This window comes from Bacteroidota bacterium, from assembly GCA_039111535.1.
Classification (GTDB): Bacteria; Bacteroidota; Rhodothermia; order Rhodothermales; family JAHQVL01; genus JBCCIM01.
Genome location: JBCCIM010000108.1, coordinates 1 through 22,456 on the forward strand (window position 1 = coordinate 1; position 22,456 = coordinate 22,456).

At 51.9% G+C, this 22,456-nt stretch carries 18 protein-coding genes; 11 read left to right on the forward strand and 7 right to left on the reverse strand.

The window, feature by feature from the left end:
- Positions 1 to 50 precede the first annotated feature (50 nt).
- From AAF564_16100 to AAF564_16110, 3 genes are all read right to left on the reverse strand, one after another.
- Positions 51 to 1,379, reverse strand: a complete 1,329-nt coding sequence (locus AAF564_16100) for a Gfo/Idh/MocA family oxidoreductase (protein MEM8487076.1) — start codon at positions 1,377 to 1,379, stop codon at positions 51 to 53.
- A gap of 343 nt (positions 1,380 to 1,722) precedes the next feature.
- Positions 1,723 to 2,190, reverse strand: a complete 468-nt coding sequence (locus AAF564_16105; protein ID MEM8487077.1) for a DinB family protein — start codon at positions 2,188 to 2,190, stop codon at positions 1,723 to 1,725.
- Positions 2,191 to 2,220: 30 nt separating this feature from the next.
- The gene (locus AAF564_16110; protein MEM8487078.1) at positions 2,221 to 2,736 is read right to left on the reverse strand and encodes a DUF1572 family protein; all 516 of its coding nucleotides are present in this window, start codon (positions 2,734 to 2,736) and stop codon (positions 2,221 to 2,223) included.
- 254 nt (positions 2,737 to 2,990) lie between these two features.
- Between AAF564_16110 and AAF564_16115 the strand changes: the two genes are divergently transcribed.
- The 11 genes from AAF564_16115 (at position 2,991) to AAF564_16165 (ending at position 17,955) form a co-directional block, all read left to right on the forward strand.
- Entirely contained in the window at positions 2,991 to 3,950 is a 960-nt protein-coding gene (locus AAF564_16115) for a universal stress protein (GenBank protein ID MEM8487079.1), read from the forward strand.
- A 26-nt stretch (positions 3,951 to 3,976) separates the two neighbouring features.
- Positions 3,977 to 4,921, forward strand: a complete 945-nt coding sequence (locus tag AAF564_16120; GenBank protein MEM8487080.1) for a universal stress protein — start codon at positions 3,977 to 3,979, stop codon at positions 4,919 to 4,921.
- A gap of 74 nt (positions 4,922 to 4,995) precedes the next feature.
- On the forward strand, positions 4,996 to 5,469 hold the full coding sequence (locus AAF564_16125; protein ID MEM8487081.1) for a universal stress protein: 474 nt from the start codon (positions 4,996 to 4,998) through the stop codon (positions 5,467 to 5,469).
- Positions 5,470 to 5,595: 126 nt separating this feature from the next.
- Positions 5,596 to 6,984: a PAS domain S-box protein gene (locus AAF564_16130; protein MEM8487082.1), complete on the forward strand. Its 1,389-nt coding sequence runs from the start codon at positions 5,596 to 5,598 to the stop codon at positions 6,982 to 6,984.
- A 20-nt stretch (positions 6,985 to 7,004) separates the two neighbouring features.
- Positions 7,005 to 7,658 carry a response regulator transcription factor gene (locus tag AAF564_16135; protein ID MEM8487083.1) on the forward strand — a complete coding sequence of 218 codons (654 nt, stop codon included), beginning with the start codon at positions 7,005 to 7,007 and terminating at the stop codon, positions 7,656 to 7,658.
- A gap of 137 nt (positions 7,659 to 7,795) precedes the next feature.
- On the forward strand, positions 7,796 to 7,957 hold the full coding sequence (locus tag AAF564_16140) for a hypothetical protein (protein ID MEM8487084.1): 162 nt from the start codon (positions 7,796 to 7,798) through the stop codon (positions 7,955 to 7,957).
- A gap of 253 nt (positions 7,958 to 8,210) precedes the next feature.
- Complete coding sequence (locus tag AAF564_16145; protein ID MEM8487085.1) at positions 8,211 to 8,801, forward strand: hypothetical protein; 591 nt, start codon at positions 8,211 to 8,213, stop codon at positions 8,799 to 8,801.
- Between the two features lie 124 nt (positions 8,802 to 8,925).
- Positions 8,926 to 12,156, forward strand: coding sequence for a DUF1553 domain-containing protein (locus AAF564_16150; GenBank protein ID MEM8487086.1), 3,231 nt, complete (start codon positions 8,926 to 8,928; stop codon positions 12,154 to 12,156).
- A gap of 30 nt (positions 12,157 to 12,186) precedes the next feature.
- Positions 12,187 to 13,647, forward strand: a complete 1,461-nt coding sequence (locus tag AAF564_16155; GenBank protein ID MEM8487087.1) for a DUF1501 domain-containing protein — start codon at positions 12,187 to 12,189, stop codon at positions 13,645 to 13,647.
- A 168-nt stretch (positions 13,648 to 13,815) separates the two neighbouring features.
- A complete protein-coding gene (locus AAF564_16160; GenBank protein ID MEM8487088.1) occupies positions 13,816 to 16,065 on the forward strand; it encodes a DUF1508 domain-containing protein in 2,250 nt (749 codons plus the stop codon).
- Positions 16,066 to 16,218: 153 nt separating this feature from the next.
- On the forward strand, positions 16,219 to 17,955 hold the full coding sequence (locus tag AAF564_16165; protein ID MEM8487089.1) for a carcinine hydrolase/isopenicillin-N N-acyltransferase family protein: 1,737 nt from the start codon (positions 16,219 to 16,221) through the stop codon (positions 17,953 to 17,955).
- A gap of 6 nt (positions 17,956 to 17,961) precedes the next feature.
- Here the strand turns inward: AAF564_16165 and AAF564_16170 are convergent, their stop codons facing one another.
- The 4 genes from AAF564_16170 to sucB form a co-directional block, all read right to left on the reverse strand.
- On the reverse strand, positions 17,962 to 18,717 hold the full coding sequence (locus tag AAF564_16170; protein ID MEM8487090.1) for a sulfite exporter TauE/SafE family protein: 756 nt from the start codon (positions 18,715 to 18,717) through the stop codon (positions 17,962 to 17,964).
- Positions 18,714 to 19,076, reverse strand: coding sequence for a VOC family protein (locus AAF564_16175; protein MEM8487091.1), 363 nt, complete (start codon positions 19,074 to 19,076; stop codon positions 18,714 to 18,716). The genes AAF564_16170 and AAF564_16175 overlap by 4 nt, the downstream gene beginning before the upstream one ends.
- A gap of 283 nt (positions 19,077 to 19,359) precedes the next feature.
- Positions 19,360 to 20,304, reverse strand: a complete 945-nt coding sequence (locus tag AAF564_16180) for a tyrosine-type recombinase/integrase (GenBank protein MEM8487092.1) — start codon at positions 20,302 to 20,304, stop codon at positions 19,360 to 19,362.
- A 268-nt stretch (positions 20,305 to 20,572) separates the two neighbouring features.
- Complete coding sequence (sucB, locus tag AAF564_16185; GenBank protein MEM8487093.1) at positions 20,573 to 22,261, reverse strand: 2-oxoglutarate dehydrogenase, E2 component, dihydrolipoamide succinyltransferase; 1,689 nt, start codon at positions 22,259 to 22,261, stop codon at positions 20,573 to 20,575.
- Between the last annotated feature and the right edge of the window lie 195 nt (positions 22,262 to 22,456).

The window sequence follows — 22,456 nt, forward strand, 5'->3', positions numbered from 1 at the left end:
ATCCCGGCCGGGCCCCCCGCCCCCCCCCCCGCCCCCCACGCCGCGGTGGCTTATATCTTCATCTCCCAACCGGGCTCGTACGTACGACCCCACATATTCTCCATTACATCTTTATCGTATACACGGCCGTTTTTCGGATTGCAATGCAATACTTCACCCGTGTGCTGTGCGATGTTGCCAAGCTGGCAGAGCAGTACGCTTTTGTGCGCTTCGTCGATTGGCGTATGCAGTGATTCACCGTCTGTGATGCCCCGCAAGAAATTGGCTGCGTGCAGATCAGTCTGCGAATCTGCACCCACCGTATTCAACTGATCCGAGGCTTCGCTTTTCAGATTTCGCTTCACCTCGTTGCCCCTGTGATCGTAAATGATGTAGCCATCCCGATCTACCAGTGCTGTACCTTCTGTGCCGTGTATGGTGGCGCCACGACCGCGACCAAAGAACTTATGGCCATTGCAGCTCCTTCCTTCCCACGAGAGTCCTTTGCCCCCTTCAAACTCAAATGACATAATCTGGGTATCGTAAAACTCCCAGTCGTCGTCGTAGTGGAAGCGACCGCCAGTGGATACAACCTTGGTGGGATAGTCTACGCCAAGCGCCCAGCGGCAGACATCTACTTCGTGCGTGCCATTGTTAAGGGCTTCGCCGGTGCCCCAATGCCAGAACCAGTGCCAGTTGTAGTGGACCACATTGTCGCGGTAGTCAACGCGGGGCGCAGGTCCCTGCCACAAATCATAGTTGAGCCAGGATGGAATCTCAGCCGGCTTGCCCCGCCCAATTGTACCGCGTGTATTAGAGTAGAACGCTTTGCCGTAGTAGGCATGGCCGATGATACCATCCCGGATCATCTCTACCAATTCGATAGAGCGTGGATCGGAACGCTGCTGCGTACCCATCTGGACAACTTTGTTGTATTTCTTCTGCGCCTTGACCAGGATCTCTCCTTCGAGCGGGTTGTGACTACACGGTTTTTCGAGGTACACGTGTTTGCCAGCCTGCATGGCCATCAGCGTTGCAGGTGCATGCCAGTGATCCGGCGCCGCAATAACCAGTGCATCGATGTCATCGCGCTCCAGCACTTTTCTCAAATCCACTTCTCCTTCAGGCGTTTTATCCTGCCGCTCAGAGACATTTTTCACACAGCGCGCAATGGCCCTTTCATCTACATCACAAATTACGGCAACTTCCGAGCCTGGCTGAGAGGCGAATGTATTGGCAAGCGCCCCACCCCGGCTATTAACGCCCATGACCGCAACAACAACTTTTTCATTGGGAGATCCACCCGGCATAATGGCCGGCAGGTTACCGGTGAGTCCGACGCCAAGCCCCGCAGCAGCGGTTGATTTAATAAATTCGCGACGATTACCAAATGGTGCCATGTTTATCCTCCATGCTAGGTGCTTTCCGGTGCAGTTGCATGCCGGGGAATGATCCAGCTATGTGCCCGGAAGTTGATCAAGGGTGTACATCAAATCGCGTTGTGGGAACCCGAAATGAGCGTTGCGCAACCAATATATAGAATTTGTTTAGCGTTCGCACAAAACTAAAACACCCGCCCCTGTTCAAACGAACTGAGGCGGGTGAAATCCAGGTAACATTTGTTCATGATACCTGTACCTGCGTGCACTATAATCTTCGCCAATTTTCAAACGACAATCAATCCGGCAAAACCCCGTATTTGCTGTAGGCAAAAAGCCTTACAGGACTGCGCGAGAAGATTAGTTAGAGACGGCCATCGCGGGTAGCAAAGACAAGGTCTGTCACGGCTGGTGTATCGCCGCCGGCCCGCAAGTCGCTGGCGATTTGCCCACGGTGGTATGCGCCGTGGGCAACAACGTGTTGCAATACATCGTCTCGCCGGCTTTCAAAAGGCTTGCCGCTGGAATTTGCGTATTTGATTGTCAATGCCAGGTCAAGTTCACCGAGCGCAGCAAGGTAAGACTCCCAACCTTCGCGCATCTGATCGATCTGGACGTCAATTTCGTCGAGCGACCAGTCTGGCCACACCGGCACAAGCACTGGCTCCTTTCTCAACCGCTGAAACCATACGTGTTCTGCCGCCAGCACATGGGCCATCCGTTTGAGGCTGGGCGCCGGCAGCCGCGTACTGCTACGCATCGACGCAAGGGTCTCCCTGTTTGCCCAGTCGTTGTACTTGAACAAGCGTTGAATATATGCTATATGGCTCATATCAGGATGCTGATCGTACTTTTCCGTGCCTCACCACTGGGGAAAGGCACTGCCATCATCGGTCACTTTATAAAACGCCAGGTCTTTGCCCTGATGTAGTTTTGTAATATAGATAATTTGGCCAGTGTGCATGGAAAAATGCTCAACCACATGGTAAATGGCCTCGAGCACTTGCACCTTGTTGCCCTGGATGGTCCGTGTCTCTTGCAATACTTCCGGTTCTACGTGTAAGATCACATCGCAGACCGCATCGATGGTTGTATTCAAAAGATGTTTGAGGACATCAACAGGCATTGGCCCCAACTCGCTAAATTCTGCCTGTCGCTCCCGAATATCCGGCTTGTTACCCACACCACTTACAATCCACTGCCGGGCATTGCCGCATAAATGTAAAATCAGGTTACCCAGGCTATTAGACTCTGCATTCGGACGCCACCAGATTTGATCTTCGTCCATGTCTTCCAGGCACCGAAGAATTTTCGGACCATAATGGTCTCTTAGATAGTGAGCAGAAAGCTTTAGAAAAGCCTGATCGTTTTCATGCATTGACAGGTAGCATTTGCTTCGTAATCATTTTTTGCAGGCAACTCATTTTGTTATATGTAGCCTTTCCTCTTTTACGCGCAATCAAAAAAAAGGACGCACCCCCTCCGGTACATTTCAAATTTTTTGTAGGGATTCACCTTACAATTTCTTTCAACTTTCCCCGGCTTTAACGACAGGGCCGTGCTTGCACCTGCCCCACAAATGTAGCCGTACCCTGATTTAAAAGTATTTCACTTATGAAATCGAGGGAAGTTATGAAGAACAATGTCAACATCCTGATTGCACACGACTTCTCGGATTGCTCAACCCAGGCCCTCAACTACGGCATCGAGTTCGCCATAGAAAACCAGGCAACATTGCATTTTCTGTACGTCGATGTACAATACCAGGCCCCGGGCAGCCCGGTTGTATCAGGGCACCCGGATGCAGTAGAGCTAAGGGAAAAGTTAATAACAAGCATCGACAATAGCTTTGCTGAATTGGGCTTTTCTATTGAGGATATTCCAGAAATCAAATTTGCAGTACAACGCCACATTGCGGCAGCCCCCGCGATTGTCACCTATTGTAGCGATCACAAGATCGACCTGGTTGTACTGGGCACCCATGGCCGGCGAGGCCTGACACGCAAATTGCTTGGCAGCGTTGCAGAAGAAGTTGTGCGCCTCGCTCCCTGTACCGTCTTCACTGTACAGGAAGAACTGCCCTTTAAGCCGCTTATTACCCGCCTCCATGCTGTTGCTGTGCCTTTCGACTTCTCGGACCACGCGCACAAGGCTTTGCTTTTTGCTAAAGAAGTAGCCGCAACGTTTGGGGCAACAATGGATGTTATTCACGTCATCGAAGAACACCTGCACAACACTTTCTACAGGGAAGGTATCGCCGGCGTCTATGACAGTGGCGTCAACCTCGAAGAAAAAGTAAAAACAGCGCTCGCCACAATTGTTAGCGAATTACCGGGCGACCCGGTACCTGTAGCGCTCTCGGTACTCACCGGCCACCCGGTCAAACAAACCATCAGTTGGCTGCAAAAGCAGGCGCATAATCTGGCAGTGGTGTCTACAACCGGTCATATCGGACTCGAACGCGCCATGCTGGGCAGTGTGGCGGAGCGGATCGTACGGCTGGCGCCTTGCCCTGTCTTCACCTTCAAACCCATCCAGCTTCCACGAAGCAACTCCGTCGCACGTCAGGCACCTGAAAAAAACCTGTTATAACCCTCACGTAAAAACAGCAGATTGCCATGCTCACGATAAACAAGATCCTGTTCCCAACCGATTTTTCAGCGTGTGCTGAACGCGCATTCTCACATGCAGCAGAGCTCGCTGTGCTTTTTGAAGCAGAAATCCATACGTTTCACGCACGCGTGAGGCAGCAAGAAGATTACCCGGCCCTGCAGCATTTGCTAGATCTACCAGAAGACACAATCCCGAAATCGCCCCACGTGCATCCGCCGGAGCACACCACAGCAACACCCAATCTCGTGATCAAAGCTGATGCTACAGCCAAGTCAGCCTGCGATGCAATTTTGAGTTATACCGAGAGCAGGGAAATTGATTTGATTGTGATGGGCAGCCACGGGCGCCGCGGACCTCGCCGACTCTTCCTCGGCAGTACAGCAGAATGTGTTATCAGAAACGCCAGTTGCCCTGTGATAACCCTGCGTGATGGCGCCAAAACAATGAAAAACGGAAAGATCAACCGCATCCTGGTCCCCGTTGATTTTTCTGACTTTTCGAGAGAAGCCCTTGCCCATGCTGTTGCGCTGGCAACCCTTACCGGTGCGTCGATCACCTTGATTCACGTCATCGAAGAGGCCTTCCTGCCAACAGTCTACGGCGTTGATCCTGTAAACTTTATTTCTGACCCGTTAAAAAAGAAATATGACAAAGCACTTACCGAACTCGGTGCTTCTATGGTACCTGCCGGCATCAATGTACACGTAAAGACACAGGTGGGGCACGCCGCAGAGTCGATTACTGCATTTGCGGAAACGGAAGGCATAGACCTGATCATCCTGGCCTCGCACGGCTTAACCGGACTCAAACGGTTTTTCCTCGGAAGCACTGCAGCTTCATTAAATCGTCAGGCACCCTGCGCGGTCCTCACAGTCAAAAGTTTTGGCAAAAAGCTGGTCAAAACCAGCGCAGCAAGCAACACCAGAACCAACGAGGCTGAGCCGGCCTGATTAACCGCTCAATAAAAACCTCTATACCAGACCGCCCAACACACCAGCAACCACGCGCTAAACAGGAATTGATCATGATGGATATCAAACACGTAATTGTCCCAACTGACTTTTCGGATATCTCAAAGCAAGCCCTTGCTTTTGCCTTTGAACTGGCCCAAAAACATGATGCGCAACTTGATGTTGTGCACGTATTTGAAGCCCCAACATTTCCTTCTTTTTACGGCGCCGGCGCGTTGCTCTTGTACGGTGAAGTGCCTGATATGAAAATGCAGGCAGCTACCGCACTGCAGCAACTCGTGGCCCCTTACAAAGAGCAGGCAGGCATAAAGCTGGATGCACACGTCCTTGAAGGCAGGGCCGCTGACCAGATTTGCAACTTTGCGCAGGAAGCCGGCGCCGACCTGATCATCATTCCTACCTATGGCCTGACCGGTTTGAGCCACGTTTTACTTGGCAGCGTCGCAGAAAGGGTTGTGAGGCACGCAAACACCCCCGTATTGGTGTATAAATCAATCGGGGTTGACAGCATGTCGAAAGCAGCGTAGCATTAAGGTATGTAAGGGTTTCCCCTACAAATGTGACGGGAATCACCATACAGGAGGGAGTTGGTACATGTCTTATGTTTAATGTAACAACGCCGGACGCCTTTAACCTGACCAACCTGTTTTATTGTGACGTGTATCCTATACGGGCCTATTGACGGTGAAGCTGCCACGACACTGCAAGAAACACTGGCAGCCAATTCAATTGCGTTGACGCCAATTGACAATACAGACACGTTGCAAGAATTAATTGCATCCACAGAGCCGCTGGTTCTTTTTTTCACAACCTGTGACCCCGACATTCTTGCCCTGGCGGATACATGCTGTGATCTCAACCAAAAAACCGTACTCAAAGTGCTGCTGTACGATGCAACATCCACAAACCCGCTCAAACTCCCCTGTGCAGCGCACCTGGATGATGTTATGCCATGGCAAACAAGTTTTGATGCTCGGCTACACTACCTAATCCATCGTGCACGCCGGCGCGCAGCCGCCTACAAAACGGCATCTGCCCTCGAAACCAGCCAGGCAAATGCACACGCGGTACTCGATACCACAGTTGATGGCATCATCACAATCGACGAAGACCGCATCATCCAATCGTACAACAGGGCTGCTGAACAAATTTTTGGCTATACGGAAGATGAGGTCATCGGTAACAACGTAAATATGCTCATGCCGCCCCCCTTCAGGGAAGAACACGACGGCTATGTAAAAAGCTACCACGAAACGAACCACAAGAAAATTATTGGTATTGGCAGGGAGGTACGCGGGCTCCGTAAAAATGGTGAAGTCTTTCCGATGGAACTAGCGGTTAGTGAAATCAAACACCTCACCCATCGCACCTACACCGGCATCATTCGGGATATTTCAGTTCGCCGCGAACTGGAAGTTGCGCTGTTGCATGCCAGCGAAGAAGAGCGCCGGCGGATTGGCCAGGACCTGCACGATGGCCTTGGGCAAATGCTCACCGGTATCGGCTTGATTGCCAAGAATATGGCAAAGTCGCTCGCGACTGAACATCCGGAGTCGTCTACAGGGATGTTTGAGCTGGTTGAACTTGTAAAGTCTGCAGATGAACAGGCGCGGAGTATCTCCCGCTCCCTGATCCCTATCGAATTGGAAAACGGTGGACTGAAAGCAGCCATTCTCCGACTCGGCGTCAACATTGAGCGGTTGTATGGCATTCCTTGTGATTACAAAGAAACCGGCCCGATGCCTGATATTTCTGCAAACGTAAAAACACATTTTTTTCGGATCGTACAGGAAGCCATTAACAATGCCGCCAAACACAGCAAAGCCTCCCGCATTACAACCGCTGTAGCTTCCAGCAAAAACCATTTGCGCGCCCATATACAAGACAATGGCATCGGCATCGATTTGCAACACCTCAACGGCCGCGGTATGGGCCTACGCATCATGCAGCACCGCGCCAACGTAATCGGCGCCAGCCTCCAGGTAAGGCCCGGTACCCCCGGTGGGACCACCATCACATGCACCTTGCCACTATCGACCTAATCCAAAATCAGGATACTGCGATGAAGAAAAAAGTGATTATTGTGGATGACCATCCCCTGATGCGTAAAGGGCTGGCGCTCACCCTTGCCACAGAAGGCGGGTTGGATGTATGCGCACAAGCTGAAAGCGCAGAAGAAGCCCTGGAGCAGCTAGGTGATGTAAATCCGGATGTTGCCGTCGTGGATATTTCCCTGCCAGGCATGAGCGGCCTCGAACTCATCAAGCACTTGCATATTTTTAACCCCACCCTGAAAATCATTGTTGTATCGAGACACGATGAGGCTTTGTATGCGGAACGGGCCATTCGAGCCGGCGCCCGGGGCTATGTAATGAAACTGGAAGCGGGCGAAGTGATTGTGGATGCTGTTAACAAAGTATTGATGGGGGGCATTTATGTAAGCCCGGAAATCAATGAACGTTTGCTGATGGGCATGCTTTCGGGAAAAAACACTGGGGCCCAATCTCCACTGGAATTGCTCAGTGATCGCGAACTGGAGGTTTTTGAGCTAACCGGGCATGGCATGGCGACACGCGATATTGCTGAACGGCTGCACCTGTCTGTTAAAACCGTCGAGTCTTATCGCGCGCGTATCAAAAACAAGCTCTCCCTGCAGAACGCAACCGAACTCATGCAGCAGGCTGTGCAGTGGATTGAAAGCGTCAAAGCCGGCTAGGCTGGCTGGCGAACCTGAACGGCTGATAAAACGCGCCATCCCGGCATAAATGTGCGCCCGCAGGGGCTTGCTATTCATCAGCCGGAATGATATTATCCTGCAAGATTGAACCTACCAACACTATATACATCTGAACCATGCAAGAAGCCGGCTCACCTTCCAGACCAGAACTCACGGAAGCGGACTATAACTCTCCGTTTCGGCACGACACAACGTCTGCATCGCTGCTTTATGCTGTCCTCTTCATCCTCTTTTTCACGTGCGTATTTATAGCCGTAGGCATTGCGATGGTCGTCTGAGCACCCTCCTTTTTAAGATAAACTACCCCTCTCCTTCCCCAACCCGCCGTCCACAAGGACAGCGCGTTGCTTTATTGCCGGATTTAGCCGACACATTTAACACATCCAGCGGCGGATTTCCCTCCGTGAGCGTGTAGCCGCTCTACGAATATTGATTAAACATCTTTTGTGATCTCCGGCCTGTGACCGATACACAACCAGTCCCCTTTCCCCCTCTCCTGCAGGCCGGTTGTGCGCTTAAATCGAAGGCGGTATGTTGCGGTTTTTATTTTTCTCAGGTGTCTTGCTAACAGCCTTTTTTGTCATTTCGGATATCCCGGTTACACATGAACCAGGTATTCTGGCACCCGAAGCCCCCCGGCAGGGGCCGGCAAAAGATGGGCTCATGTTTATGCACGAAGATTATGTTGTGCAGCCCCTTGCAACCTTTGACATCAAAGCGCGGGTTCTGTCGCGCAAACGATACTTGTTAGGTCGCGAATCCGAACTCGCCCCGATCGACCTTGCACTTGGGTGGGGCCAGATGTCAGACGAACAAATCCTGGACAACTTCTCTATTTCACAATCTGGCAGATGGTACTGGTGGCGTGCAGATCCGCTGCCTATCATCAGGCAGGAGGTCATTCGAAGTAGCGCAAACATGCACCTGATTCCTGCAGATGATTATGTAGCGCGACAAATCAAGAAAGTACGTCGGGGCAGTATTGTGCAATTCACCGGATACCTCGTGGAAGTAAAAGGAGACGATGGCTGGCGTTGGCGCAGCTCACTATCACGCGAAGACAGCGGCGACAATGCCTGTGAATTGGTCTATGTGAAAGATTTCGAGATCATCGACCCATAAGGCTCGGTTACCGTGCCCAATTTCTTTAGATAAATTGCCGATCTGGCATAGATTTCCCCTTGTAGCTGTAAGCCCAAGTTGTTAGTTTCAAAAACGTGTTTTCTGAGACTAACCAGGCTTGCCCATGCGCGTTTTTTGGTATTCCCGCATTTCCCTTTTCAAGCCTGCGTATATCCTTGGTCTGGCTATCCTTTTTACCGGAGGATGTTCTCGCACAGCTGTAGATCCCGCGCTTGAAGAGGCCCTGCCAGCCCTCGTCGATTACAATTTCCACATCAAGCCCATTCTTTCGGATCGCTGTTTCACGTGCCACGGCCCAGATGAAAACACCCGCGAAGCTGAGCTCAGGCTGGACACGCCAGAAGGACTTTTTGCCACCCTTTCTTCTTCATCAGGCAAAGCTATTGTGCCCGGAAATGCGCATAAAAGTGAGCTTATTAAACGTATTCGACATGATGATCCGGAAGAAGTGATGCCACCGCCGGCATCTAACCTGACCGTATCCGACTATGAAGTAGCGCTGCTGCAACGATGGATCGAACAAGGAGCCAACTGGAAACAGCATTGGTCTTTTATCCCGCCCACTACGCCAACGCCGCCAGCCGTTGATCAAACCGCGTGGGTCACAAACGAAATTGACCAGTTTGTTGTGGATCGCCTTGAAAGAGAAGGCCTTGCACCTGCCCAAACGGCTGCACCTGAGCAGCTAGTCCGCCGGCTTACGTTTGACCTCACCGGCCTCCCGCCAACACTGGAAGAACTGGATGCCTTTCTTGCAGACACCTCCCTGCAGGCTTACGAAACCCTCGTTGACCAACTCCTTGCAAAAAAAGCGTTTGGGGAACGCATGGCGAGCGAATGGCTCGATATTGCACGCTATGCTGATACGGGAGGCTATCAATCAGACCGGCTACGCCGCATGTGGCCGTGGCGCGATTGGGTAATCGATGCATTTAACACCAATCTGGGTTATGACAAGTTTGTCACCTGGCAACTTGCTGGCGACCTCCTCCCCAATCCTACCCAGGAGCAAGTCCTGGCTACTGCTTTTAACCGTAACCACAGGCAAACGGAAGAAGGAGGCAGCATCGAGGAGGAATTCAGGATGGAGTACGTGGCTGATCGAACGAACACCATGTCCACAGCTTTCATGGGCCTGACCATGGAATGCGCCCGCTGTCATGACCACAAATACGACCCCATCTCCCAAAAAGAATACTACCAGCTCTTTGCCTTTTTCAATAACATCGATGAATCTGGCCAGACCTCATTTTTTACGGATGCTGTGCCCGTGCCAACGATGTTGTTGTCTGACAGAGACACCATTGACGCACTTGAACAAACGCGGCAAGCGATTGCACGCAAAGCGGCTGAACTTGACACACACATGCAGGCGTCAACCGCTGCGTTTGAGTCCTGGTTTACAGGGTTAAAAGCATCCCCCCTTTCGCAGGCGCCTCCCAAAGGCCTCACAACGCATATTCCTTTTGAAACCATTGCCGATGAGCAAACGCCAAACCTGGCAAACCGCCGGCAACCCGGACACACCATCTTTAATCCCGAAATTACTTCAGGCAAAGTTGGGCAGGCTGTTCAATTTGATGGCGAGAATGGACTAGAATTCAAAGGCGCCGGCGTATTTGAGCGAACAGATGCATTTACCGTCGCTTTCTGGATGAAAGCAACCAAATGGAATCCATGGAATGCGCTCGTGCATCGCACAAAGGCAACGTACGATGCCGGCAGCCGTGGCTATGAACTGTCGCTTGAGCATAACAAGCTGGTTGCCGGCCTTAGTCATATGTGGCCCGAAAACGCAATTCGCGTAATCACAACCGACAGTTTGCCGGCAAATACGTGGGTCCATGTGGCCATGACCTACAATGGCTCCAGCAAAGCAGACGGGGTTTCGCTCTATGTAAACGGCAAGCCGGCGGCAACAGAAACCATCCGGGATAACCTTACCCGAACGATCAAATACGAACGTGTTGAAGTAAACCTGACCACGGGCTACCGATTCCGAGACACAGGATTCCAGGACGGCCTGCTCGATGATCTGCGTGTATATAACCGGGCGCTTACGCCGTTTGAGTTAACCTATCTCACAGGTGATGATCCTTTTCAGGCAATCCTCGGGAAATCTCCTGCAACCCTTGCAGCAGCTGACCGAGACGCGCTCACAGCTTTTTACAGGGAGCATGCAGATCCGGCATACCGAACCTTGCAGACTGACCTCAAGCGGCTGCGGGTACGCGAAAATGAGCAAGTGACCCCCATTCACGAAATGATGGTGATGCGGGAGATGCAGGAACGCCGGCCCACCCACATCCTCCGACGCGGTGCATACGACGACAAAGGCGAAGAGGTATCCCCTGGTACGCCAGCCGCGATGCTGGCCTTCGACGAAGCGTTACCACAAAACAGACTTGGGCTTGCAACATGGTTAACGGATGCGCAGCACCCGCTCACTGCGCGCGTTGCCGTCAACAGATTCTGGCAGATGTTTTTCGAGCAGGGCCTCGTTGTTACACCGGATGATTTTGGGAGCCAGGGCGCATTGCCAAGCCATCCGGCATTACTCGACTGGCTTGCGACAACCTTCGTCGACTCAGACTGGGACGTCAAAGCCATGCTTAAAACGATTGTGATGTCTTCTACCTACCGACAGGCATCAGCGGTCTCCCCGGAACTACGCAGCATCGATCCGGCAAATCAGTTACTCGCACGAGGCCCCAAAAAGCGGCTGGCTGCAGAGATGATTCGAGATAACGCGCTTGCCACCAGTGCGCTGCTTGTCGACAAAGTTGGCGGCCCGCCTGTTAAGCCTTATCAGCCAGCGGGGCTTTGGAAAGAGAAATCGGGTACAGCCTACGAACGCGACACGGGTGAAGGCCTGTATCGCAGAAGCCTGTACACCTTCTGGCGGCGCACCTCTCCTCCGCCCTCCATGATTACCTTTGATGCAACACGGCGCAACATGTGTGTCGTGCGCCGGCAACAAACAAGCACCCCCATGCAGGCACTTGTATTGCTCAACGACCCGCAATACGTAGAAGCCTCTCGTATACTCGCACAACGGCTGCTGCAAAGCTCCGATGCATCACTTCAATCCACAATCACACAGGCTTTTCGTCTGCTGACGAGCCGACCGCCAACCGCGGTAGAGCTAGATATCATGCGGCAGACTTATGAAGAGCAACTTGCAGAATTCAGCGCAAACCAGGCAGATGCCACCCAATTGCTTCAAATTGGAGATACTGCGTGGGACCGTACCCTGGCCCCCGAAAAACTCGCAGCCACAACTATCCTGGTCAATACGGTGATGAACTTCGAAGCAGCCATCATCAACCGCTAAACGGACGCCCAACCTTAACTTCAAACTGCCATGCACGACTGCCATAATTACAAGTCACTTTCTTCCCGCAGAGATTTTCTGGCGCGGACTGCGATGGGCCTGGGTGCTGCTGCACTTGGCACCTTGATCAATCCCGGCGTTTCCCTGGGAGCAGGAAAGGGTGACGACGACCAGCGCATCAAAGGTATTCTGGCAGAGCCGCACTTCCCGGCAAAAGCAAAACGTATCATTTACCTCTTCCAGAGCGGTGGACCTTCCCAGTTAGAGTTGTACGACTACAAACCCCTGCTAAATGAAATGCAGGGTGAAGAACTACCAGAATCCATTCGCGGTGGCCAGCGACTCACGGGGATGACGGGCTTCCAGAACTCATTGCCGCTTGCCGGCTCCAAATACAGTTTCTCCCAATACGGCGAAAGCGGTGCCTGGATCAGCGAACTGCTACCTTACACGTCGCGCATAACCGATGACTTGTGTTTTGTTAAAGCAATGCACACTGAAGCAATTAACCATGATCCTGCCATCACTTTTTTCCAAACAGGATCTCAAATCGCGGGGCGACCTTCTTTCGGGTCGTGGCTGAGTTATGGCCTGGGCAGTGAAAACGAAAACCTGCCTGCTTTCTGCGTTTTAATCACCAAAGACAAAGGGGGACAGCCGCTGTATGCCCGCTTATGGGGAAATGGTTTTCTGCCCTCCCTTCATCAGGGCGTGCAATTCAGATCAGGAAAAGACCCGGTGCTTTACCTCAACAATCCCGATGGTATAACCGATCGTAGCAGGCGCAAAATGCTCGACCGGCTGCAAGCGTTACACGAAGCTCAGAAGGCCGCAACGGCAGATCCGGAGCTCGACTCTCGCATTGCCCAGTACGAAATGGCCTACCGGATGCAAACATCAATCCCTGAAGTAATGGATACGTCCGATGAGCCAGACTATATTTTTGATATGTATGGTCCATCCTCTCGTGAACCGGGTACTTTTGCAGCCAATTGCTTGCTCGCACGCCGGCTTGCTGAACGTGGCCTCAAGTTTGTCCAGCTATTTCATCAGGGCTGGGATCACCATGGCGGCCTACCACGGGGCATAGAACACCAGTGCAGGGAAACGGACCAGGCGTCTGCCGCCCTGGTGCAAGACCTCAAACAACGCGGTATGCTCGATGAAACCCTCGTGATCTGGGGAGGCGAATTTGGTCGCACCAATTATTGCCAGGGCCGGCTTACAGCAGATGACTACGGACGAGACCATCATCCCCGCTGTTTTACCAGTTGGATGGCCGGCGGTGGCGTAAACGCGGGGTCATCTTATGGGCAAACCGACGAGTTTGGCTACAACATTGTTGATGAAGCCGTGCATGTACACGATTTCCAGGCCACCATCCTGCACCTGCTCGGCATAGATCACGAGCGCCTGACCTTTAAACACCAGGGCCGGCGCTTCCGGCTTACAGATGTTCACGGAAAGGTCGTGCCGGCTTTAATTGCATAAAAACGCGGTTCTCATCCGTTTTTTGCTAGTAACCACTTGCTTTTTGTCCTGACATTACTAACCTTTCAAATCCGACACGTCTGACGTGTGCCCTGACGAGAATAGCACTCGTTTGCGTCATCACAGGCTGAACGACCCACACCTCGTTTACCTGCTCCCAAAAAAATCATGCGATTTAACATACTCCAAGAAAACGCTAACAGTCCGTTTTCATTCCAACTGTTAAGCGACCAGGGTGACGTATTACTCACCAGTGGTACCTACAACTCGCGCGACAACTGTACAGATGGTATTCGCGCGGCAATCGAAGCCTTACGCGATCCTGAATCCTTTGGTATTCAGGCCGGCAATTCGGTTGCCCTCCGCGGGCCAGACGGCTCTCAACTGGCAAGCAGTGCTTCTCTCGCTTCCCGCCAGGCTGCTACCGAGCAAATTGCAGACATTGTCGCTGCTGCTGCGCAAACCACGCAATACGACGTAACGTTCACCACAACGCGCCAGACCACACGACGTCAGCAACGGGCGTTTCAGCGTGTTTCTCCTGAAGAACTTGCTGCCTTGTATAACTTTACCCGCACCTCTACAGGTGCACAAGGCTTTGATGTTTACCAGGAAACGGAAGACCAGTTATACTATTTCCACTTCAATGATGCATCAGGACAGCCGGTCCTGTTTGGGCGCGGCTTTCCAGCTTCTGCCAAGCGTGATCGCCGGATTGAAGCGGTTATCCGAAATGCCAGTATCGAAAAACGATACGACATTGTGGAAGACAATGGCAGCTATTATTTCACCCTGAAAGCCCGAAACGGACAGGAAATTGCGCGTAGCCGCTCTTTCCCAAACCGTGCCGGCGCTGAGGGCGCAATTGCATTCCTAATCGGTAGCGTTCCAGGTTATGCAGACCAATACATCAAGAAACGGAAATCGCGCTCACAATCTGTGAGTAATGTCTACGACTTCAGCCAGGAGTCAAGCTCTGGAGAAAGCGGGTTTGAGAAATTCAAAAATCCGATTTCACGGCAGCATTTCTTCCACTTTAACGACGATCAGGGCAAAGCACTCCTTTACAGCCAGGGCTACTCATCACCCAAGGGTAGAGATAACGGCATTAAGTCTGTAATCAGGAATGCCTCAATCCAAGAGCGATTTGAAGGCAAAGAGCACAATGGCAAATATTACTTTGTCTTGCGCGCGGGCAACCGCCAGGAGATTGCCCAGAGCCGTTTCTTCGATACTGTAGAGGAACGGGACCGCTGGATCACCTACTTTGTGGGCTCGATCAGTGGCTATGCCGCTGCATACGGCGTTACGCAAACAACATCATCAAGCCAAACGGAACGCTTTACCCTCGACGCACCAGCCGGACTTGCCGCAGGCCTTGCAGCCGGCGCAGGCGCTGCTGCCGCCGCATCAGCTGCCGCACAAGAAGCAGCTGCCGCAGAAAAAGCTGCTGCAGAAGCTGCTGCGCAGAAAGCTGCTGCAGAACGAGCAGCTGCCGCAGAAAAAGCTGCTGCAGAGAAGGCTGCGGCGGAAAAAGCAGCCGCAGCGGAAGAATCATACGATACTGCGGATACGGTATACGGCAACGCTCCGGCCTATGAAGAAGCCGCAGCTGTTGGTGCAGGTACTGCCGCAGGAGGAAGCGGTGGTGGCGGCTATGAAGCTTCAGGTGAAGAAGAAGAGGAGGAAGCGTATGCTTATGCCGGCGATGACGACGGCGGCTTCCGGTTATGGCTGCCATGGATCATTGGCTTGCTTGCGCTGGCCTTGCTGTTATTCTGGCTCCTCTCGCAAATGAACGGTTGTGGCACCAATCCGAACCTCGCCGGCGCAGACGGTGAAGGCACACAGCAGGAAACTGTTGTAGATGCCGGTCCGGGTGACGCCGCAGCGGAAGTGCCGCTTGAAGAAACAGATACCTCTGCAGGTGCAGGATCAACAGGCGAGCCTCCTGCCCCATTTGGGCCATCAGCTGTCGACCTTGGCTTTGATCCCAATAGCCTGATTGGCCGTATGGCGACCATGCTTGCCGCGCCTGACCGTAGCTTGCCGGCATCCTTTGTACTCGATGCAGTGAGCTTCCCGCGACACTCTGCGAAACTCAATAAGTCGGCATACGATCAAGTTGACAACCTCGCCGCCCTCCTTAAGGCCTATCCTGACCTGAAGATCAAGTTTATTGGCCATATCGACGGCACCGAAGATGACAATGTCGCCCGCTCTTTCATGAATGGAGAAAACATCACGCTGTCTGCTGTTAGAGCGCGTTGTTTGTACCAGAAGTTCATTGAGAGTGGCATCGGAGCAGGACAGCTTGACTTCGAAGGTGTTGGTGCCTCTTCGCAGTTGGTCAACAACAACACAGAATCTAACAAACAGAAAAATCGCCGGCTCGAAGTGATATTCTCTGCTTTGTAAGATTTTACAAACTTACGATCCGAAGTGGTTCGTGGCGCTGGCTGCGAACCACTTTTTTTATCGCCACGTCCCATTTGAACCCAATTCTCTTATTTTACTGTGATCTAGACAGCACCCCCACCGAGATGCACCCATTCATAAACGCGTGTTGCTATGACTACAGGTATTGCCGCTTCAGTCAGTGTTAAAACTGACGAGGAAATTGCTGCTTCATTTGAAGCTGACGGATTTGAAGTCATCAATAAAGTGACATTTGAAGACATGCGCGGCTTTACAGCCCAGAGCAAAACGGTCAAAAACATCGTGACCGGAGAATTCAAGCGTGCCTACTATGTTGAAGGCAATAGTTATCAGATGGGCTATCTGATCGGGATGATGGCGCATGATGCCGTTGAACAAATGGTCGTCAAGTTTGAGTCGCACATCATCCCCAGCATGTTGCACAAAAAGGGATTCTTTGCACGGCTGGCATCGCGGATCATCATGTCGGTGGTAAGAAAGTCGGCCTGGCGGCACCGCAAGATTCTGCCAAAATCATTGTGGGATGAACTGAATGGTATACGGGATGCTTGCCGAAAAATTAACCGCAGATCCAAGGTTGGTGTTAAGCGCCTGCTTGCCCTCAACATGGGCTTTGATATTATCATGGCAACAGCATACGACCCCGAGTCTTTCTTATTCCAGCGACTCGGACTCAAACCGCATGAAGTCCGTACGGACCATGTAGGCTGTAATGCCTTTTCGGTGTTTGGCAACGCAACAAGCGACGGCAAACATTATATGGGCCGCGATTTCATGTTTCCTACGGGAGGCGTTTTCCAGGATGTTGCCTGTATGACCATTTACAACCCCATGGACACCGAAGAAGTTAATGGCACTACCCGACATCGGCTCCCAACGGTTTGTATGACAGCGCCCGGCTTTGTTGGCTGCATTGCTGCGCTCAATGAAAATGGTATTGGCATTGGCGTAGATATGCTCCCCGGGGCAAACAACAGCATCAAGGAACCGGGCTTAAATTCTCTTTGCCTGGTACGCCACACCGCAGACTATGCAGCATCTGCGCAAGACGCAGTGAATATCATACAGGAAGCCCCGCGCGGCGTTAGCTGGCTGTACGTGGTTGGTGATGGGAAAAACGACAAAGCTGTGGTAGTAGAAGCCGGCATGAATACCGATGACTTTGATCCATACGTGTACCCACCAGAAAAACTGTATAACATTGGCGTGCTTCCCAGCCCTGCGTTTTTTGAGAACCACGCCCCGGTCAAACCTGTCAAGGGTATGATTGCACGCTGGAGCGACTACAAATACCCTGAAGTATTCCTTACAGCCAACCACGGCCTCTTCAGTCACTTTGACAAGCCGTACGACACGGCCATGATGGGTGAAAAGAACTTCATCAACCCCGGCTTCAAATCAGGATCCTTTTCGCAAGATCCACCGCTTGCTATAGATAATAATCCCAAGTCGTATTATTTCGCCCCGCAGCGTGAAACCCGGGATGACATGATACTCGTCACCAACATGGCAATTACGCCGATCATGCGCTTGCCCGGCATGCACGATCACACCGCAGACATTGCCGGAGAAGATGCACTCAGCCAGAGCCAGTGGCGGTATGATGCGCTCAATAAAGAAATCCTTGATGCATACGGCGATATCGATGAGGATAAAGCCTGGGAGATTATTAACTTCCTCACGCCACTGGAAGGCGGTCCTCATCCGAAATTCTATGGCCATGGCAGAAATTCGCAGGAAGAAATAAACCAGATTGTGGTGCATGGCAGTACATCGTTGCTAAATCTGACGGACAAGACCATGAAGAGTATTTACGGGTACTTCGGTGATGGCCCGGTTTCGCTGACGCTGCCGGCGTATTTGGACTAACTGACGCTAAAAGAACTCAGCGTTGATTCCGTCCCATAGCAACTTCACGCCGGTTATAAACAGGAATATGTAGCAAAGGAGGTAGAACCATTTTTCGTTCACCACTTTGTGCAACCGAAGTCCTAGCCAAACACCCAGCGGCGCAATCGGCGCAAGGATGAGCGAAATCATCAGGTTGTCGCCGCTTAACTGCCCGAGCAAAGAGTAAGGGACCAGCTTAACAAAGTTGAGGATGGTAAAGAGGACCACCATCGTCCCGACAAAAATGGTTTTATCCAATCGTTGCGGGAGCAAAAATACGTTGGCAGGTGGGCCGCCGGCGTGCACGCCAAAACTCACGAAGCCGGCAAGTACCCCCCAAAAGCTTCCTTTTACGGGATCGGGTTTTGTTACCGTACCTTCCGTTTTCTTTCGGAAAAAATTGAACGTAAACATCACAGCAACCAGGCCGATGATGATGCGGATATACCCTTCACTGAGGTAACGAAAGGTAAACGTACCGATTAATACACCGACCAGGCCTGCGGGGAGTAGTATTTTTATGTTGGTTTTATCCCACAGCTTGCGGTAATGCCAGATATTGATGACATCCATGAAGCAAAGCACGGGCAACAAAATTGCAGCAGCCTGTACAGGAGAAATAACAAGGGCCATCAAGGGCACGGATAGCACCCCGAGTCCGCCACCAAATCCACTCTTTGCAATTCCTGCGATCAGTATGGCAAGAAACGCCAGGATGTAAAACAGCGGGCCTTCTATCACGCCACCTCCTGATCCGTCCAGACAGCCAGCACATTGCCTCCCGGATCGGCAAAATGAAAGCGTCGGCCTCCGGGGAATGCAAAGGTCTCTTTGACAATTTTGCCCCCATACGCCACAATATCAGCTTCTACTGCTTCCAAGTCCGTAGCATACATGATAACGAGTGGCAAGCCGGCCCCGGCTGATGTGCCCCGCCCAAATCCACCATCTATACGCCCATCATTAAACGCGACGTAATCGGGGCCGAAGTCTTCAAATTGCCAACCAAAGACTTTGGTATAGAAATGTTTGATGCCTTCCAGATCCGGTGCTGCAAACTCTACATAATCCAGCCGCAAGTTGTGTTCAGCTTTGCTCATACCAGTGTGTTCAGGTTGACGATCTTCATGCGGTCTGGAGATTAGTCAATTCGCAGAAGACGTGCAAAAGTTTTGTGCTTGAAAACCGAATAGGAACCTGTCCCCTGAATGCCTCACACGGACATCGAAAAATAGCTACAACAAAAAAAGCCTGACCCACGAGGAATCAGGCTTATTGGCGATTTAGATCGCCTTCCACTCTTAGCGTACTCAATTTAGGTAATCAGATGCTACCTAAAACAGGGGGAAACCTCTGATTCTGCGTGGGAAAATTCCCGACACGTTACAAATCAAGCTTTTTTACTTCATCTGGATCCATCTTAAGCAGGCCCTGCTTCTTAAAGTAGATCATTGTTGTTTCAACCGTTCCATGCCGCATCCGCTCGCGCACATCGTCAACGCTTAGGCCGCTATTTAGCCACAGGAGCGCAGCTGTATGGGTAAGGCTATGGGGTGAAACGCCCGGACGCTTGATGCCGGCGTCCGTCAGATGCAGGTTAATACGGCTGCGTACTGAGCGTGTATTAAGGCGTTTGCCTTCGGAGCGGTGGCCGTGAGAGACAAACAAGGGACCATCCGGCGCAACCCGCGTACGTGTATCCAGATAAGCCTGGACTTTCTCCATGACATGTGCATCAATCGGGACTTGCTGGTCCTTTACCGTACGGCCTTTTCCTTGCACCCTGAGATACCACCCCATGAGCGTTTGCTCCAGGTCTTGCACATTGGCACGGATAATTTCGATTTCGCTGAGTCCGGCATACAGCATCAGGAAAACAATGGCCTGATCCCTGAGGCCAATCTGGTTTGACGGGATCAACTGCTGTAACAGGGCTTCGACGTCAGCTTCTGTAAGTACTGCACGAGAATGAGAACTGGGGCGACGGTTTCCTTTAACGGAGCGTGCGGGATTGTCAGCCAGCATGCCGATGTCAACCAGGTACTGACAAAGCCGGCGCAGGGCGGTCAGGTAGGTCGATACCGATACCTGATGCAATCCGCGCTCCTCCATCAAATATTTTTTATACGCCTCTACATCCTCGGTTGTGAACTTGAACGCAGCCTTGTTAACAGCAAACCAACGCTCAAATTCATTGAGTGAGCGCCTGTATGTGCCGGCTGTCTCCGGGCTTTTATCTTTCAGATATTCCTTTACAAAATCCTCAATCCGGCGATTTAATTCGCTCACCGTAAGGGATAAGGTCTGTTGTACTTCCGGCTTCTCCATTACTGGATTCCGCGTGTGGTGGATTATAAGTGATGGTCTTCTCAGTTGCCCAACACCCGTACGACCACAGGTACTGCCCCAGATATAGCACCAAGCAATGCAGGACCGGGAAAGAAAGGATTATAAGATGGGTCGGGCAACCACGTAGTAATCAACCCAATAGAAAGGACTTTGTCAATAACGGATTTAAGAAAAGATAACGGAAATTAACTTTTTTCCGTTATCTCTCCTCTATCCGTAATTTCCCAGGTATCCCATACGCAGCTACTTAAACAACGCCATTCGGGTCGTGCGACTCAAGAATGGAGACGTACCGCTGCAGGAATGAAGATGCCATGGCACCATCGATAATGCGATGGTCATATGAAAGCGAAACGTACATAATGCTACGGATAGCAATGATGTCTCCGAGCTTAGGATCTTCAATCACAACAGGGCGCTTTTTGATGGTGCCTGTAGCAAGGATGGCAACCTGCGGTTGGTTAATAATTGGCGTGCCCATCAGGCTGCCAATCGACCCTACGTTGGTTACGGTAAAGGTACCGCCCTGCAAATCAGCAGGCTGCAGTTTCTTGCTTCTTGCGCGGCCTGCAAGATCAGCTGCTGCGTGTGCAATACCAGCCAGGTTAAGCTGGCCAGCGTTCCGAATTACCGGCACCACCAGTTTGGACTTATCAATCGCAACGGCGATGCCAACATGGTAGTCTTTTTTCAGGATAATGTGGTTGCCTTCAACTGAGGCATTTACCATCGGATGCTCCCGCAGTGCTTCTACAGCCGCTTCTACAAAGAAGGGCGTAAAAGTCAGCTTAGCCCCTTCACGCGCCTGAAACGCTGCTTTGTTCTTCTCACGAAGCTTGACGAGGTTGGTTACATCAATCTCGGCAAAAGAGGTAACGTGGGCAGATGTCGCGATGGAGCGTACCATATGCTCCGAGATAATCTGCCGCATGCGATCCATTTTCACGATTTCAGACCGGAGTCCGGATTCGACAAAAATGTTTGGATTAGCCGCAGGTGCAGAAGCCGGCTGTGCAACCGGAGCTGGCTGCTGTGGCGCCGTTTTACGCTTGGCGACAAAGGCCAGGATATCTTCTTTTGTGATCCGACCTTCCCTACCAGAGCCACTCAACGCTGTAAGTTCAGCCATTGAAAGGCCTTCTTTTTCAGCGATGGAACGTACCAGTGGCGAGAAGAACTGGCCATCAGGCCCACGGCGCGGAATCGGGCCGGCGGGCTCTCCTTCTGGTACCAGCAACGCACCATCGCCTGCAGGTGCAGCCTCTACATGTTCAGAGGGGACCTCAATCGACGGCGTGCTCGCTGCAGGAGCCGGGGTAGCCGGCTGGGGTACAGGTGCAGCGGCTGCCGCGCCCGTTGCAATAATGGCAATATCGGTCCCTACCTCGACAGTTTCGCCTTCAGGTACCAAGATTTCAACGAGCGTACCAGCGGATGGAGAAGGTACTTCGGTATCCACTTTGTCGGTACCAATTTCGAGCAGCGTTTCATCGAGATCGATGGCATCACCAGGCTGCTTGTGCCACGCAATGACGGTCCCTTCGGTAATGCTCTCGCCCATCTTGGGCATAATAACTGTAGTGCGCTCACCGCTGGCAGCAACGGGCGCTGCGGCTGGCGGCGGCGCAGGCGCTTCTTCAACAGGCGCTGCAGCAGGTGGCGCGGCTTCCGGCGCAGCTACAACAGCAGCACCTACTTCCGTCTCAAGCCATGCAATAGTCACCCCGACATCCACTGTTTCTCCTTCTGGCACTACAATTTCAGCCAGTACACCGGCTGCCGGAGAAGGCACTTCGGTGTCGACTTTGTCAGTGCCAATCTCGAGCAAGGTTTCATCCAGCTCAATTGCATCACCTGGTTGCTTAAACCAGGTAATAACCGTCCCCTCAGTTATACTCTCGCCCATCTTGGGCATTTTGACTTCAATTTTGGCCATAGCAGCTATTTATCTTGGGCTGTAAAGCATTGATATCCAATAGCAAATAAAAACTGTACCAATCAGTTAGTTTCCACCAGATCCCTGCTTCTCTTGCTCTTGGGAATTAACCCTTTAATTTCAAAATCTTTTTTACGGCGCTCCATTAAGGAGAAATACGGTGCTCACATGTCTCTTGTGATGCCGGCACTACAT